This window comes from Kaistia granuli DSM 23481, assembly GCF_000380505.1.
GTDB classification, from domain to species: domain Bacteria; phylum Pseudomonadota; class Alphaproteobacteria; order Rhizobiales; family Kaistiaceae; genus Kaistia; species Kaistia granuli.
In genome coordinates this window covers 68,208-83,784 of record NZ_AQYH01000008.1, presented here as the reverse complement: position 1 = coordinate 83,784, position 15,577 = coordinate 68,208, and the positions used below count along the sequence as shown (strand labels likewise).

The following is a 15,577-nucleotide window of genomic DNA, read 5'->3' as shown; positions in this document are numbered from 1 at the left end:
AGAGACGATTGCTTGACGTGGCTCTCCCCGGCGCCGTCTGGCGGCCCTCGCCGAATTTCGGACCGCGCGCCGACGGCACGTCGATCGACATCCTGGTGCTTCACTATACCGACATGAAGAGCGCCGAGGCGGCGATCGACCTGCTGTGCGATCCAGCCTCCAACGTCTCCTGCCACTATGTCGTGGCCGAGGACGGTGTGATCACCCAGCTCGTCGCCGAGCGCGACCGGGCCTGGCATGCCGGCGTCTCGTCCTGGCATGGCGAGGGCGACATCAACTCGCGCTCGATCGGAATCGAGATCGCCAATCGTGGCCACGATCATGGCTACCCCGATTTTCCCGATGTCCAGATCGCCGCGGTCATCGCGTTGGCGTGCGACATTTGCGCTCGTCGCGGCATCCGTCCGGAACGAATCCTTGCTCACTCGGACATTGCACCCGATCGCAAACGCGACCCTGGCGAGAAGTTCCCCTGGAAGCATCTGGCCGCCGCTGGGGTAGGTCATTTCGTCGAGCCCGAACCGATTCGGGGAGGGCGTTTTTTTAGTCCGGGTGAAAGTGGCGCACCAATCGAGGCGCTGCAGGCCATGCTGGCCCTCTACGGCTATCCCCTTCAGATTACTGGCACATACGATCTGGCCACCGAACAGGTCGTGACAGCCTTCCAGCGTCATTTTCGGCCGGCTCGGGTCGACGGAATTGCCGATTCGTCGACGATTGCGACGCTGCACCGGCTGGGACGGGCACTTGCCGAACGGTCGCCGGGTGCCGCTGGGGCAACCCGCTAATGCTGAGGCGGCGAAGCAAATTTATCTGTCGATAGCCGATCACGGATTATTAATGTCTGTAATCTGATTTTAGTTCAAGCGCCCCATTTCGGGACTCTTGGGCAGCGAAATGATGCTCCATCTTCAATGATGAGAGCTAATCCCCAGGTATGAAGAAGTTCTGCGTACTCGCTTTGGCCGCGCTGGTTGCCACCAGCAGCCTCGCCCTTTCGCCCGCCTCCGCCGCCCCGTCGGGCTCCAAGCGCATGCTGAAGTCGAACGAGACCCGCGTCGCCGCCGCTGAGCGCAGCCGCTACGATGCCCTGATCAAGAGCCACGCCGAGGCCAACAATGTGCCTCTTTCGCTCGCTCATGCCGTTGTCCAGGTCGAGAGCAACTACAAGCCCCACCTTACCGGCAGCGTCGGCGAGATCGGCCTGATGCAGGTCCGGCTGCAGACGGCGCGCGGCATGGGCTACAAGGGTACCGCCAAGGCCCTCTACGATCCCGCCACCAACATCAAATACGGCATGATGTATCTCGGTCAGGCCCGCAAGCTGGCCGGCGGCGATCTCTGCGGCACGATCCTGAAGTACAATGGCGGCCATGGCGCCAAGCGCATGAGTAAGGGTCCGCTGCGCTATTGCGGCAAGGTTCAGCAGATCATCGCCTCGAACTAATCGAAGGCCGGTTGGGACCGGCGCGTGCTGAAGCCCTCCCGCTGCGATGGCTCCGCCCGGCGGAATCGTGAGGGACGCAGAGCCGGCCAGGCTTGATGGAACGGGTTGAACCCGGAATATCGCCTCGGCCGATAGCGGGCACGCCGCCGTCCAGACCGACTTCAAGACGGGGTGCGGAGTCGAGAGATCGTGTCTCGCGTACTTGACCCGCACCCGTCGCGCCCGTAAGCCCCGCATTGCCAGTCGGCCGGACGACCGCTGCTGCGAAACCGAAAGGTTGCAGGGGAGGAAAGTCCGGGCTCCATGGAAACACGGTGCCGGGTAACGCCCGGCGGGGGCGACCCTAGGGAAAGTGCCACAGAAAGCAAACCGCCCGGGCGTTCGCGCCACGGGTAAGGGTGAAAGGGTGGGGTAAGAGCCCACCGCGGTCCCAGCAATGGGAACGGCACGGTAAACCCCACCGGGAGCAAGACCGAATAGGGGCGACACGGGCGCAAGCCCAGCCTGTTTCCAGGTTCGTCGCCCGGGTTGGTCGCGAGAGGCGTCCGGTAACGGGCGTCCCAGATGAATGGTCGTCACGCGGCGGTTCGCCGCCGCCCTACAGAACCCGGCTTATAGGCCGACTGGCAAACTTTCTTCCTGAGCCACATCGTGGTTTCAGTCGCGTCCGGATCCGGCCGCGGTCGCCGCGTCCGTCCGGCGTTCCAGGCCATGGGCAGGGCTCCCACCGTGGGGCTCGCGCCAGCCGGGCCGCGTCCTTCTGCCTCCCTCTTGTCTGCCCTCGCCATTTTCCCGTCCCGACGCATGGATCGCCTGCGGCGACCGTTTTCCTTGCGTCGAAGCCCGAAAAGCTACGGAAAATTAAGGCTAACCAGGTGTGATCAAGCGGTGCGCTTCCGCCTGTCGTGGGGGCCGATTCCATTGACGCCCATACTTACCCATGGTATCCCAAATCATCCCGGTTCGAGGGCGCTGCGGTCAACGCTTTCAGGTTGATCCGTGGAGTGGTGCGGCACGCCGGGGTGTTGTTTCCAGTCTGCGTCCATTGAGTGTTTTCCAGCCTCGTCATGCGGGCGGATCCTCAATGGCCATTTTTGAAAGGGGCGCCGGCGCGAGGGGTGATGGACGAATTCGTTTCAACCTTCACCAACCGACTGGACTCGAAAGGGCGGGTGTCGATCCCTGCCGCGTTCCGATCCGTTCTCGTGCGCGATGGTTTCGAAGGCCTCTATTGCTGCCCGACGCTGGACCAGAACGCGGTCGATGCCGGGGGCAATCGCCTCGTGACGCAGATCCGCGCCAGCCTGACGCGGTTCGAGCCCTTTTCCGAAGATCACGAGTTTCTCTCGACGACGCTGATCGGCGAGAGCGAGGTGCTGAAGGTCGATCCGGAGGGGCGCGTCGCACTCTCCGAGGCGATCAAGGCGCATGCCGGCATCGGCGATACCGTGACCTTCGTCGGGCAGGGCTACAAGTTTCAGATCTGGGAGCCGGAGCGTTTCGTCGCCTATCGCGACGAGGCGAAGAACCGGGTCCGCGAATTGCGGCGTCGTCTGGGCTCCGGCCCGCGCGCCACGGGAGGTACGGAATGATCGCCGGCGACGGTCCGAAAGACGGCAGCGCTGGCGGATCCGCCCGTCATGTTCCCGTCCTGCTCGACGAAGTGCTGGCGCATCTCGCGCCGGCGCCGGGCAGCGTCGTTATTGACGGCACCTTCGGTCTCGGCGGCTACAGCCGGGCGATCCTCGATGCCGGCGCCTCGGTCATCGGCATCGACCGCGATCCCAACGCCATCGCCGACGGCCAGGCGATCGTCGCCGAATATGGCGGCCGCCTCCAGCTGGCGCATGGCCGCTTTGGCGATCTCGATGAAATCGCCGCCTCGCTCGGCCACGACAAGGTCGACGGCGTCGTGCTCGACATCGGTGTCTCGTCGATGCAGCTCGACGAGGCCGAGCGCGGCTTCTCCTTCCGTTTCGACGGCCCGCTCGACATGCGCATGAGCCAGGAAGGGCCGAGCGCCGCCGACGTCGTCAATACGATGGAAGCCCGCGATCTCGCCCGCATCATTTCGGTTCTCGGCGAGGAGCGTCGCGCCGGCGCGGTTGCTCGCGCCATCTCGCAGGATCGCGTCGCCAAGCCCTATCTGCGCACGAGCGAGCTGGCCGGACTGGTCGAGCGTGTCGTCGGCAAGAAGCCGACCGACCCGATCCATCCCGCCACGCGGACGTTCCAGGCGCTGCGGATCTACGTCAACCAGGAACTCGACGAGCTCGGCCGGGCGCTGGCTGCCGCCGAGCGCGTGCTGAAGCCGGGCGGACGGCTGGTGATCGTTTCGTTCCATTCGCTCGAGGATCGTATCGTCAAGCGCTTCCTCGCCGAGCGGAGCGAGGTGAGGGCAGGCGGCTCGCGCCATTTGCCGGAACGGACCCTCGCCGCGCCGACCTTCACGCTGGCCGCCAAGGGGCCAGTGGTGGCGGGCGACAGCGAGACCGCCCGCAATCCGCGCGCCCGTTCGGCCAAGCTCCGCGCCGGCATTCGCACCGAGGCGCCGTCGCGCCCGTTCGATGCCCAGGCGGCTGGCGTTCCAGCGCTTCCAGAATTCAAAGCGGCGAGGTCGTAATGCTCCGGGCACTCAACGTCATCTGGGTTGCTTTGATGGTCGCCGGCGCCGTGCTGACCTATGCCATGAAGGATCGCGCCGGCCGTGCCGCCGACCACGTCATGCAGCTGCGCTCCGACATCGCCCGCGAGAAGGAGGCGCTGACGGTGCTCAGGGCCGAGTGGAGCGTTCTGGACCAGCCCGCCCGCCTGCAGGGTCTGGTCGAGCGCTACGGCAGCTACCTGCATCTGGTTTCGCTCGACGTGCGCCAGCTGGCGACGGTCGACGAGGTGCCGGAAAAGCCGGTCGAAAGTCCCACCGCCGGGATCGATGGCGTGATCACCAGCGGCGTCGCCAAGCCCCACGCGCCCACGAAGTCCCGTACCCCCGCCACCCGCCAACCGGGAGCGAATCCATGACGATGACGTTGACCGACCGCCCCGACATGTTCAGCCCCGCCAATGGCTCGCGCCATGTGGCGCTGAAGGGTGCCAGCAAGGCGCGGCATGACCAGACGCGCAGCCGCATCGGGCTGACGATGATGGTGTTCATGCTGGTCTACGGCGTCATCGGCGGCCGGCTCGTCATGCTCGGCATGAGCGAACAGGCGGGCGCCGGCGCGCGTGGCAGCGCTGCCTCGTCGATCGCCACCGCCCGGCCGAACATCGTCGACCGCAACGGCGAGATCCTGGCGACCGACATCAAGACCTCGTCGCTGTTCGCCGAGCCGAACAAGATCGTCGATCCGGACGAGGCGGCCGAGCTGATCACCAGCGTGCTGCCGGACATCGATGCCGCTCAGCTGCGCAAGAAGCTCTCGACCAATGCCGGCTTCGTCTGGGTCAAGCGCGAAATCACGCCGAAGCAGCAGTCAGAACTCCACAATCTCGGCATTCCGGGCGTCGGCTTCCTGACCGAGAACCGCCGCTTCTATCCGGGCGGCCCAGCGGCGGCGCACATCGTCGGCCTTGTCAACATCGACAACGAAGGCATTGCCGGCATCGAGAAGGCGATCGACGAGCGCGGCCTGGGCGATCTGCACGGCGCGGGCTTCGCCACCAAGGGCGCCGACCTGCAGCCGGTCAAGCTGTCGATCGATCTCCGGGTGCAGCACATCCTGCGCGACGAGTTGGTCGGCGCGATGCAACGCTATCAGGCCCTCGCGGCGATGGGTGTGATCGTCAACGCCAAGACCGGAGAAGTGATGGCGCTCGCCTCGCTGCCGGATTTCGATCCGAACAACCCGGTCGACGCCAACAAGCCGGATCGGCTCAACCGCCTGACGGCTGGCACCTTTGAGCTTGGCTCGGTGTTCAAGAGCTTCACCTTTGCGATGGCGCTCGATTCTGGCCGCGTGAAGATGACCGATAGCATCGATGCGCGCGCCCCGATCCGGGTCGGACGCCAGCAGATCCGCGACTATCGCGGAAAGGCGCGCTTCCTGAGCGTTCCCGAGGTGTTCCAATATTCGTCCAATATCGGCACCGCCAAGATGGCGCTGGCCGTCGGTCAGGACGAGCAGCAGGCCTATCTGAAGAAGTTCGGCCTCTCGACCAAGCTGAAGACCGACTTGCCGGAAGTGGCGACACCGCAGGTTCCGAAGCGCTGGAGCCAGGCGACGCAGCTGACGGTCTCCTTTGGTCACGGCATCGCCATCACGCCGATGCAGGCGGCGATGGCCGACGTCGCGATCGTCAATGGCGGCCATCTGCTGTCGCCCACCTTTTTCCCGCGCACGCAGGAGGAGGCTATGGCCAATTCGACGCAGATGATCTCGAAGCAGACGAGCGACCAGATGCGCTGGCTGTTCCGCTTCAACGCCGTCAAGGGCTCCGGCCGCAACGGTGACGTGGCCGGCTATGTGGTCGGCGGCAAGACCGGCACGGCGGAGAAGATCGTCAACGGGCGCTATGTCGAGGGCAAATACCTGAACTCGTTCCTGTCGACCTTCCCGATGGATGATCCGCAATATGTGATGCTGATTTCCGTCGACGATCCGAAGCCCGAGAAGCCGGGTCTACCGGCACTCGCGGCCTGGAATGCCGCCAAAGTCAGCCAGAGTGTTGTCCGTCGCGCCGCCGCAATTCTGGGCGTTCAGCCCCGGACCGAGAGCGAAGGCCAACCGGATGCCTTGCTTGTGTCGTATTAAGGATCGAAGAGCGGATCCTCAGGGTCTGACCCTCAACGTTAAGATCGGGAGGATTCGATCCCAGAATGCGGCTTGGTGATCTAGCTTCGAACGACTTTCCGATCACGTCCGAAGAGGGCGCGATCGACATTTCCGGACTGACGGCGGACAGCCGCGCGGTCGGGCCGGGGTTCCTGTTTGCCGCGCTGAAGGGCGTCTCGGCCGATGGCGGGCGCTTCGCGCCGGAGGCCGTCAAGCGCGGCGCCAGAGCGATCCTCGCCGGTACCGACACCGTGCTGCCGCCGGATCTTGGCGTGCCGGTGCTGCGCGCCGCCGATCCCCGCCTGGCGCTGGCGCGGATCGCGTCGCGCTTCTATCCGCTGCAGCCCGAACAGCTGGTCGCCGTGACCGGCACCAGCGGCAAGACCTCCGTCGCCGCCTTCGTCCGCCAGATCTTCGAGCAAGCCGGCAAGCCGGCCGCCTCGATCGGCACCATCGGCGTCGTCTCGCCGACGGGATCCGACTATGGCAGCTTGACGACGCCCGATCCGATCCAGCTGCACCAGATCCTCGACAAGCTCGCGCGGCAGGGCGTCACGCACGCCGCGCTCGAAGCGTCGAGCCACGGGCTCGACCAGCATCGGCTCGATGGCGTGCGGCTGGTGGCGGCCGCCTTCACCAATCTCGGCCGCGACCACATGGACTATCATCCGACGGTCGAGCACTACCTCGAAGCCAAGCTGAAGCTGTTCGGCGGCCTGCTGCCCGAAGGGCAGAGCGCCGTGCTGGATGCGGACGGACCCTACGCCGACGCGGTCATCGCGGTGGCGCGCCGTCGCGGCCAGCGCATCATCGATATCGGCAAGGCCGGGCGGGCGATCCGCCTGCTGAAGGCGGTGCCCGATCTCTACAGCCAGACGCTGTCGCTCGAAGTGTTCGGCGCCCACATGGAAGTTCGCCTGCCGCTCGCCGGCGGGTTCCAGATTTCGAACGCGCTCGTCGCGGCCGGTCTGGCGATCGGCGCCGGCATCGAGCCCGCCGTCGCCATCCATGCGCTCGGTGGCCTTGTCGGCGCGCCTGGCCGGCTGGAGCGCGTCGGCGTCACCGACAAGGGCGCGCTCGTCTTCATCGATTACGCCCACAAGCCGGATGCGCTCGATCATGCGCTCGGCGCGCTCCGGCCGATGACCCGCAAGCGGCTCTTCGTCGTCTTCGGCGCCGGTGGCGATCGCGATGCCGGCAAGCGACCGCTGATGGGCGAGGCGGCGACCCGCAACGCCGACGTCGTCATCGTCACCGACGATAATCCGCGCTCGGAAGATCCGGCCCGCATCCGGGCCGAAATCCTGGCGGGCGCTGCCCATGCGATCGAGATTGCTGATCGCAAGACGGCGATCACAGAGGCGATCTCCATGCTGGGCGAGGGCGATGTGCTCTGCGTCGCCGGCAAGGGGCATGAGACGGGTCAGATCGTCAACGGCGTCGTGCTGCCCTTCTCCGACCATGAGGTCGTCGCGGCGGCCCTCGCGGCGGAGGCACAGACATGAGCGACATCCTCTGGACGTTCGACGATCTCGTCAACGGCATGAACGGACGGCCGACCGGCATCGGCCCCTCGGTCTCCGGCATCTCGATCGATAGTCGCACCGTCCAGCCGGGCGATGCCTTCTTCGCCATTCGCGGCGATCGCTTCGACGGCCATCGCTTCGTCGGCAGCGCCGCGGCGCATGGCGCGACGGTCGCCGTGGTGTCGGAAGACAAGCTCGCAGGCCTCGGCCGGATGACGATCCCGCTCATCGTCGTCTCGGACGTGCTGGAAGCGCTGCAGAATCTCGCCCATGCATCCCGCGCCCGATCGACGGCCCGCATCGTCGCCGTCACCGGCAGCGTCGGCAAGACGTCGACCAAGGAGATGCTCGGGCATGTGCTGGCGGCCGAGGCGCCGACGCATTTCTCGCCGGCCTCCTTCAACAATCACTGGGGTGTGCCGCTGACGCTGGCGCGGATGCCGCTGGAAGCGCGATACGCCGTCTTCGAGATCGGCATGAACCATGCCGGCGAGATCACGCCGCTGGTGGCGCAGGTCCGGCCGCATGTCGCCATCATCACGACGATCGAGCCGGTCCATCTCGAATTCTTCCCCGATGGCGTCGACGGCATCACAAGGGCGAAGGCCGAGATCTTCTCCGGCGTCGAGCGGGGCGGCAGTGTCATCCTGAACGGCGACAGCCCTCAGTTCGAGCGGCTGGCGCTTCTGGCCATGGATGCCGGCATCAATCAGGTGCTGTCCTTCGGTACCGGTCGCGATGCCGACGCGCGGCTTGAAGCGCTCGACATGCAGCCTGACTTCTCGAATGTCGGCGCGCGCATCCTCGACCAGGAAATCTCGTTCACGATCGGCGCGCCGGGACGGCATCTCGTCCAGAACGCGCTCGCCGTGCTGCTGGCGGTCGCCCAGCTCGGTGGCGATGTCGTCCGCGCTTCGATCGCGCTCTCCGGCGTGACGCCGCCGAAGGGTCGGGGCGCCCGGCACGAGCTCGCCATTGGAGATGGCGTCGCCACGCTGATCGACGAAAGCTACAACGCCAGCCCGGTCTCGATGCGCGCGGCGCTCGCCGTGCTGGCACAGGCGCGGACGGAGGGTTCCGGCCAGCGCATCGCCGTGCTCGGCGACATGCTGGAACTCGGCGAAGACACGCTGCGCTTGCATGCCGAGCTGGTAGAGGCGCTGATCGCCGCCCGGGTCGACAGGGCCTATCTGGCGGGTGCGTCGATGCAGGCTCTCTGGGAGGTCTTGCCGCCGGACATGCGGGGCTATTATTCGGAAACCGCAAACGAACTCGAGCCGATTCTTCTCGATTCCGTTGCCGCCGGCGACGTCGTGATGGTCAAGGGCTCGAACGGCAGCCGCATGGCGCCTCTCGTCGAAGCCCTGAAAACACGCTATGCGCCGACGCCCCTCCAAGGCGATCCCGCCACTGAAGGACCCGTCTGATGCTGTACCTGCTGGGGGATCTCTCCGCGCAATTCTCTGGGCTCAACGTCTTCCGCTACATCACCTTCAGGGTGGGCGGCGCGACGATGACCGCGTTGATCTTCGTCTTCCTGTTCGGTCCGGCCATCATCCGGGCGCTGAAGGTCAAGCAGGGCAAGGGCCAGCCGATCCGCGAGGATGGTCCGCAGAGCCATCTGGTCACCAAGAAGGGCACGCCCACCATGGGCGGCCTGATGATCCTGTCGGGATTGATCGTCTCGACCCTGCTCTGGGCCAATCTCTCCAGCTTCTATGTCTGGACGGTGCTGGGCGTCACGGTCGGCTTCGGGCTGATCGGCTTCTATGATGACTATCTCAAGGTCACCAAACAGAGCCACAAGGGCTTTTCCGGCCGCTCGCGCCTGGCGGTCGAATTCGCCATCGCGGCGGCGGCCTGCATCGCCATCTCGCATCTGTCGACCGGCCCGCTCTCCAACACGCTGACCTTTCCCTTCATCAAGGCCGTCGTCCTCGACCTCGGCTGGTTCTTCATTCCCTTCGGCGCCTTTGTCATCGTCGGCGCCGGCAATGCGGTGAACCTGACCGACGGCCTCGATGGTCTCGCCATCGTGCCGGTGATGGTCGCCACCGCCTCGTTCGGCGTCATGGCCTATCTCTCGGGCAACGCGATCTTCGCCGAATACCTGCAGATCCATTTCGTGCCGGGCACCGGCGAGCTTGCCGTGCTCTGCGGCGCCATGCTCGGCGCCGGCCTCGGCTTCCTCTGGTTCAACGCGCCGCCGGCGGCGATCTTCATGGGCGACACCGGCTCGCTGGCGCTCGGCGGCATGCTCGGCGCCATCGCCGTCGCCACCAAGCACGAGATCGTACTCGCCATCGTCGGCGGCCTGTTCGTGCTCGAGGCCGTCTCGGTGATCATTCAGGTCGTGTCGTTCAAGCTGACCGGCAAGCGCGTCTTCAAGATGGCGCCGATCCACCACCATTTCGAACATCTCGGCTGGACCGAACCGCAGGTCGTGATCCGCTTCTGGATCATCGCGGTCGTGCTTGCCCTGATTGGCCTCTCCAGCCTGAAGATCCGGTAGAAGTCCATGACGCCTATCACCTCCTTCGCCGGCATGTCGGTCGCGGTCTTCGGGCTCGGCGGCAGCGGCCTTGCCACCGCGCAGGCGCTCGTCGCCGGCGGCGCGAAGGTGCTGGCCTGGGACGACAATCCCGACTCGGTCGCCAAGGCGGTTGCCGCCGGCATCCCGACGCAGGACCTGCGCAATCTGGACTTTTCCGGCGTCGTCGCGCTCGTCTTGTCGCCCGGCGTGCCGCTGACCCATCCCGAGCCGCACTGGACGGTCGGGCTGGCCAAGGCGGCCGACGTCGAGATCATCGGCGATATCGAGCTGTTCTGCCGCGAGCGCCGGGCGATCGCCCCGAATGCGCCGTTCATCGCCATCACCGGCACCAACGGCAAGTCGACGACGACGGCGCTGATCGCGCATCTGTTCCGCGCAGCCGGCTGGGACGTCCAGCTCGGCGGCAATATCGGCACCGCGATCCTGTCGCTCGATCCGCCGGCCGACGATCGCATCCACATCGTCGAATGCTCGTCGTTCCAGATCGACCTGGCCCCGACCATCGACCCGAGCGTCGGCGTTCTGCTCAATCTGACCGAGGATCACCTCGACCGCCACGACACGATGGAGCGCTACGCCGCCATCAAGGCGCGGCTGGTGACGGGCGCCGCCTCCGCCGTGATCGGCATCGACGACGATTGGTGCGCTGCGATCGCCTCCGATCTCGACAAGCTTGGCAAACCGGTCGAGCGGATCTCCGTCCGTCGTCCCGTCGCCAACGGCTTCTACGCCGATCGCGGCCATATCTTCGAGGCCGAAGGCGCCTTCGCGCGCGAAATGGCGGATCTGAACGGCATTGGCTCGCTGCGCGGCGACCACAACGCGCAGAACGCGGCGGCGGCGATCGCGGCGGCGCTGACGATAGGTCTGCCCGAACAGGCCGTGCTGGAGGGGCTGAAGAGCTTTCCTGGCCTCGCGCACCGCATGGAGGAAGTGGCGCGGATCGGCAAGGTGCTGTTCGTGAACGATTCGAAGGCGACCAACGCAGACGCGGCCGAGAAGGCGCTGGCGAGCTTCGACCGCATCTACTGGATCGCCGGCGGCAAGGCCAAGACCGGCGGCGTCACCAGCCTCGTTTCCTATTTCCCGAAGATCGCCAAGGCGTATCTGATCGGCGCGGCTGCGGACGAATTCGCCGTGACGCTTGCCGGCAGGGTCGAGACCGTGATGGCGGGCACGATGGACGCGGCCGTTGCCGCGGCGGCGCGCGACGCGGCCGCCGATGGCGCGCGCGAGCCGGTCGTGCTGCTGTCGCCGGCCTGCGCTTCGTATGACCAGTATCGAAATTTCGAAATCCGCGGTGATCATTTCCGCGGTCTCGTCCAGGCGCTCGTGGGCGCGGAACCCGTCGTTGAGGTGAAGTGATGGTCAGCAGGGCCGATCGCAGTGTCTTCGCCGAGTGGTGGTGGACCGTCGACAAATATCTCCTGTTCGGGCTCCTCGGACTGATGATCTGCGGCGTCGTGCTGTCGCTCGCCGGCAGCCCGCCCGTCGCCGAGCGCATCGGCCTCGACAGCTTCCACTTCGTGAAGCGTCACATCCTGTTCATGATCCCCACGATCGCCATCCTGATCGGAACGTCGTTCCTGTCGCCCCGCAATGTCCGCCGCACCGCGCTGATCGTGTTCTCGATCTCGATCGTGCTGATGTTCGCGACATTGTTCGTCGGCCAGGAAGTGAAGGGCGCCCGGCGCTGGATCAACATTCTCGGCTTCTCGCTGCAGCCGTCGGAATTCGTCAAGCCGGCCTTCCTGGTGCTGTCGGCCTGGCTCTTCACCGAGAATTCGCGCCGCAACGATATTCCCGGCAACATCTTCGCCATGCTGCTGCTGGCAATCGTCGCGGCCCTGCTCGTCGCCCAGCCGGATCTCGGCCAGACCATGCTCGTCGTCATCGCCTGGTCGGCTGTGTTCTTCATGGCAGGCCTGTCCTGGTTCTGGATCGCCGGCCTCGCCGGGCTCGCCGCCGGTGGCATCCTGGCTGCCTACACCGTGTTTCCGCACTTCGCCGGCCGCATCAACCGCTTCCTCGATCCGGAGGCGGGCGACACCTTCCAGGTCGATACGGCACTGAACTCCGTCGTGCATGGCGGCTGGCTCGGCCGCGGTCCGGGCGAGGGCGTCGTCAAGCGGATCCTGCCCGACAGCCACACCGACTTCATCTTCGCGGTGGCCGCCGAGGAGTTCGGCATCATCCTCTGCATGGTGCTGGTGCTGATGTTCGGCTTCGTCGTCGTGCGCGGCCTGAGCCACAGCCTGAAGAACGAGGACGCCTTCGTGCGTCTTGCCTCGTCGGGGCTGCTGGTGTTGTTCGGCGTGCAGTCGGTCATCAACATGGCGGTGAATCTGAACCTGATGCCGGCCAAGGGCATGACGCTGCCCTTCATCTCCTATGGTGGCTCGTCGATGCTGGCGCTCGCTTTCCAGATGGGCCTCGTGCTGGCCCTGACCCGTCGCCGCTTCGAACCGGCGCGCCTGACGGCCGGCTTCAGCCGGTTCGGCACGGCCCGGCCGAAGGCTGCCTGAGGCCATGGAGAAAACCGTCCTGCTGTGCGCCGGGGGAACCGGCGGACATCTGTTTCCGGCCGAGGCGCTCGCCTATGCCCTGAAGAGCCGGGGCTGGTCAGTGCATCTCGCCACCGACCACCGCGCCGAGACCTACGGGCAGAACTTCCCGGCCGACGAGACCCACATCATCCGCTCGGCGACGCCGTCGGTGCGGTCGCCGAGAGCTTTCCTGTCGGCCGGCTGGAGCCTCTGGCACGGCTATCGCCAGTCGAAGGCGATGCTGAAGCGGGTGCGCCCGAGCGCCGTCGTCGGCTTCGGCGGCTATCCGACCGTGCCGCCGCTGCTCGCCGCCGTCCACCTCCGCATTCCGACCATCGCCCATGACGCCAATGCCGTGCTCGGCCGCGCCAACCGGCTGCTGGCGTCGCGCGTCAGCGCTGTCGCGACCTCCTTTCCGGAAGTCGGCCATGCCTCGGCCGCCGGCAGCAAGATCGTGCAGACTGGCAATCCCGTCCGCCAGGCGGTGATCGACGCCAGCCGCGTCGCCTATCCGGCCGAGACCGGCGCGCTCAAGCTCGTCATCTTCGGCGGCAGCCAGGGCGCGCGCTTCTTCTCCGATCTCCTGCCGGAGGCGCTTGGTCAGCTCGATGCCGACCGTCGCGCCCGCCTGTCCATCGTCCAGCAGTGCCGCCCGGAAGATCTGGAGCGCGTCCGCTCTGCCTATGGCGTTCTTGGCATCGAGGCGGAGCTGGCGCCGTTCTTCAAGGACATGCCGGCCCGGATCGCCGACAGCCATCTCGTCATCTCGCGATCCGGCGCGTCGACGGTCTGCGAACTCGCCGTGATCGGCCGGCCGGCGATCATGGTGCCGTTGCCCGGCGCCATCGACCAGGACCAGAGCGCCAACGCGCTCGTGCTCGCCAAGGCGGGCGGCGGCTGGGTCGTGCCGCAGGCCGAGTTGACAGCCGACCGCCTGGCGCGCGAATTGACCGCCTTTCTGGCCGAGCCGGGGCGACTTGCCCAGGCAGCGGCTTCAGCGAAATCAGTCGGACGCCCCGACGCCGTTGAACGCCTGGCCGATCTGGTCGAGCGCGTTGCCGGTGGCGAGCGGGTCGGCGCATCCACCGGAGTTTGAACATGAAAATGCCCCGGGACATCGGTCCCGTTCATTTCGTCGGCATTGGCGGCATCGGCATGAGCGGCATCGCCGAAGTGCTGGTCAATCTCGGTTATCGCGTGCAGGGCTCGGATACGGCCGAGAACGCCAACGTCCAGCGCCTGAAGGCGAAGGGCGTCACCGTGGCGATCGGCCATGACGCCGCCAATCTCGGCGACGCGCGCGTCGTCGTCGTCTCCTCGGCGATCAAGGCGAGCAACCCGGAACTGAAGACGGCGCGCGAGCGCCTGCTGCCGGTCGTGCGCCGCGCCGAGATGCTGGCCGAGCTGATGCGTCTGAAGAGCGCCATCGCGATCGCCGGCACGCATGGCAAGACGACCACCACCTCGATGGTGGCAGCACTGCTCGACGCCGGCGGCTTCGATCCGACGGTCATCAACGGCGGCATCATCAACGCCTACGGCACCAATGCGCGCATGGGCGCCAGCGATTGGGTCGTCGTCGAGGCGGATGAGAGCGACGGTACCTTCGTCAAGCTGCCGGCCGACGTGGCGCTCGTCACCAACATCGATCCCGAGCATCTCGATCACTATGGCAGCTTCGACAAGGCGCGCGACGCCTACAAGCAGTTCATCGAGAACATCCCGTTCTACGGCTTCGCCGTCATGTGCCTCGACCATCCCGAGGTGCAGTCGCTGATCGGCAAGATCGAGGACCGGCGCATCATCACCTACGGAGCTAATCCGCAGGCCGATATCCGCTACAGCCATCTGCGCAACGAGGGCGGTGTCTCTATCTTCACCGCCAGCATCCGTGACCGCGTCACCGGCGAGACTTCCGAGTTGGTCGATCTGGTGCTGCCGATGCCGGGCGAGCACAACGTGCAGAACGCCACCGGCGCGATCGCCATCGCCCATCATCTCGGCATCTCCGACGAGGCGATCCGCAAGGGCCTTGCCGCCTTTGGCGGCGTCAAGCGCCGCTTCACCCATACCGGCTCGTGGAATGGCGTCGAGGTGTTCGACGACTACGGCCACCATCCCGTCGAGATCGCCGCCGTGCTGAAGGCCGCCCGCGCTTCGACCAAGGGGCGGGTCATCGCCGTCGTCCAGCCGCATCGCTTCACGCGCCTGCGTGACCTGTTCGACGGCTTCTGCACCTGCTTCAACGATGCCGACACCGTCTTCGTCGCACCGGTGTATGCGGCCGGCGAGGCGCCGATCGAGGGCATCGACAGCGACCATCTTGTCGACGGTCTGAAGGTCCGTGGACATCGTGACGCCCGGGCGCTGCTCGGCCCGCAGGCGCTCGCCCCGGAGATCGCGGCCATCGCCAAGCCGGGCGATTATGTCGTCTGCCTCGGCGCCGGCTCGATCACCAACTGGGCCTATGCGCTTCCCGCCGAGCTCGAGACGGCGGCGCCGGTCGCCTAGCAACACGCTCCGCGAGTCTTGTTTCAAGGCCGGCATCCTGCGATTGCCGGGCCTTTCCAAACTCTTAACAAAGCCCTCCGGCTCATCGAGCCGGAGGGCTTTGTTTTGGTGGGTCGCAAGCCTCCGCACCGTGTTTTTCGACATTTTTTTCGACCGGTCCGACGCGCCCGACTCATCGAAAAAGTCCAGGGTTCCCGCCAGAAAATCGCAGCGGCCCGGAC

At 66.2% G+C, this 15,577-nt stretch carries 13 protein-coding genes and 1 other RNA gene; all 14 read left to right on the top strand.

The window, feature by feature from the left end; all coding sequences use genetic code 11:
- The first annotated feature begins 8 nt into the window (after positions 1-8).
- Positions 9-788, top strand: a complete 780-nt coding sequence (locus G342_RS0112725; protein ID WP_018183533.1) for an N-acetylmuramoyl-L-alanine amidase — start codon at positions 9-11, stop codon at positions 786-788.
- Between the two features lie 149 nt (positions 789-937).
- A complete protein-coding gene (locus G342_RS0112720; protein ID WP_018183532.1) occupies positions 938-1,447 on the top strand; it encodes a lytic transglycosylase domain-containing protein in 510 nt (169 codons plus the stop codon).
- A 239-nt stretch (positions 1,448-1,686) separates the two neighbouring features.
- An RNA gene (gene rnpB / locus G342_RS25350) (RNase P RNA component class A) lies at positions 1,687-2,078 on the top strand.
- Between the two features lie 490 nt (positions 2,079-2,568).
- Positions 2,569-3,039: a division/cell wall cluster transcriptional repressor MraZ gene (locus G342_RS0112715; protein WP_018183531.1), complete on the top strand. Its 471-nt coding sequence runs from the start codon at positions 2,569-2,571 to the stop codon at positions 3,037-3,039.
- Complete coding sequence (gene rsmH, locus G342_RS0112710) at positions 3,036-4,070, top strand: 16S rRNA (cytosine(1402)-N(4))-methyltransferase RsmH (protein ID WP_018183530.1); 1,035 nt, start codon at positions 3,036-3,038, stop codon at positions 4,068-4,070. Before G342_RS0112715 ends, rsmH begins: the two co-directional genes overlap by 4 nt.
- Entirely contained in the window at positions 4,070-4,468 is a 399-nt protein-coding gene (ftsL, locus tag G342_RS24070) for a cell division protein FtsL (protein ID WP_018183529.1), read from the top strand. Before rsmH ends, ftsL begins: the two co-directional genes overlap by 1 nt.
- On the top strand, positions 4,465-6,198 hold the full coding sequence (locus tag G342_RS0112700; RefSeq protein WP_018183528.1) for a peptidoglycan D,D-transpeptidase FtsI family protein: 1,734 nt from the start codon (positions 4,465-4,467) through the stop codon (positions 6,196-6,198). The genes ftsL and G342_RS0112700 overlap by 4 nt, the downstream gene beginning before the upstream one ends.
- A 65-nt stretch (positions 6,199-6,263) precedes the next feature.
- Positions 6,264-7,724: a UDP-N-acetylmuramoyl-L-alanyl-D-glutamate--2,6-diaminopimelate ligase gene (locus G342_RS0112695; protein ID WP_018183527.1), complete on the top strand. Its 1,461-nt coding sequence runs from the start codon at positions 6,264-6,266 to the stop codon at positions 7,722-7,724.
- Positions 7,721-9,172, top strand: a complete 1,452-nt coding sequence (locus G342_RS0112690; protein WP_018183526.1) for a UDP-N-acetylmuramoylalanyl-D-glutamyl-2,6-diaminopimelate--D-alanyl-D-alanine ligase — start codon at positions 7,721-7,723, stop codon at positions 9,170-9,172. The genes G342_RS0112695 and G342_RS0112690 overlap by 4 nt, the downstream gene beginning before the upstream one ends.
- Positions 9,172-10,257, top strand: a complete 1,086-nt coding sequence (gene mraY / locus G342_RS0112685; protein WP_018183525.1) for a phospho-N-acetylmuramoyl-pentapeptide-transferase — start codon at positions 9,172-9,174, stop codon at positions 10,255-10,257. Before G342_RS0112690 ends, mraY begins: the two co-directional genes overlap by 1 nt.
- Before the next feature lie 6 nt (positions 10,258-10,263).
- On the top strand, positions 10,264-11,664 hold the full coding sequence (gene murD / locus G342_RS0112680) for a UDP-N-acetylmuramoyl-L-alanine--D-glutamate ligase (protein WP_018183524.1): 1,401 nt from the start codon (positions 10,264-10,266) through the stop codon (positions 11,662-11,664).
- Positions 11,664-12,824, top strand: a complete 1,161-nt coding sequence (ftsW, locus tag G342_RS0112675; protein WP_018183523.1) for a putative lipid II flippase FtsW — start codon at positions 11,664-11,666, stop codon at positions 12,822-12,824. The genes murD and ftsW overlap by 1 nt, the downstream gene beginning before the upstream one ends.
- A 4-nt stretch (positions 12,825-12,828) precedes the next feature.
- Positions 12,829-13,941 carry an undecaprenyldiphospho-muramoylpentapeptide beta-N-acetylglucosaminyltransferase gene (gene murG, locus G342_RS0112670; protein ID WP_018183522.1) on the top strand — a complete coding sequence of 371 codons (1,113 nt, stop codon included), beginning with the start codon at positions 12,829-12,831 and terminating at the stop codon, positions 13,939-13,941.
- Between the two features lie 2 nt (positions 13,942-13,943).
- The gene (gene murC / locus G342_RS0112665; protein WP_018183521.1) at positions 13,944-15,356 is read left to right on the top strand and encodes a UDP-N-acetylmuramate--L-alanine ligase; all 1,413 of its coding nucleotides are present in this window, start codon (positions 13,944-13,946) and stop codon (positions 15,354-15,356) included.
- The last annotated feature ends 221 nt before the right edge of the window (positions 15,357-15,577 follow it).

Excerpts from the sequence above, each read along its gene's own strand:
- G342_RS0112720 (WP_018183532.1), top strand. The coding sequence starts at position 938 with ATGAAGAAGTTCTGCGTACTCGCTTTGGCCGCGCTGGTTGCCACCAGC.
- G342_RS0112715 (WP_018183531.1), top strand. The coding sequence starts at position 2,569 with ATGGACGAATTCGTTTCAACCTTCACCAACCGACTGGACTCGAAAGGG.
- rsmH (WP_018183530.1), top strand. The coding sequence starts at position 3,036 with ATGATCGCCGGCGACGGTCCGAAAGACGGCAGCGCTGGCGGATCCGCC.
- ftsL (WP_018183529.1), top strand. The coding sequence starts at position 4,070 with ATGCTCCGGGCACTCAACGTCATCTGGGTTGCTTTGATGGTCGCCGGC.
- G342_RS0112700 (WP_018183528.1), top strand. The coding sequence starts at position 4,465 with ATGACGATGACGTTGACCGACCGCCCCGACATGTTCAGCCCCGCCAAT.
- G342_RS0112695 (WP_018183527.1), top strand. The coding sequence starts at position 6,264 with ATGCGGCTTGGTGATCTAGCTTCGAACGACTTTCCGATCACGTCCGAA.
- G342_RS0112690 (WP_018183526.1), top strand. The coding sequence starts at position 7,721 with ATGAGCGACATCCTCTGGACGTTCGACGATCTCGTCAACGGCATGAAC.
- mraY (WP_018183525.1), top strand. The coding sequence starts at position 9,172 with ATGCTGTACCTGCTGGGGGATCTCTCCGCGCAATTCTCTGGGCTCAAC.
- murD (WP_018183524.1), top strand. The coding sequence starts at position 10,264 with ATGACGCCTATCACCTCCTTCGCCGGCATGTCGGTCGCGGTCTTCGGG.
- ftsW (WP_018183523.1), top strand. The coding sequence starts at position 11,664 with ATGGTCAGCAGGGCCGATCGCAGTGTCTTCGCCGAGTGGTGGTGGACC.
- murG (WP_018183522.1), top strand. The coding sequence starts at position 12,829 with ATGGAGAAAACCGTCCTGCTGTGCGCCGGGGGAACCGGCGGACATCTG.
- murC (WP_018183521.1), top strand. The coding sequence starts at position 13,944 with ATGAAAATGCCCCGGGACATCGGTCCCGTTCATTTCGTCGGCATTGGC.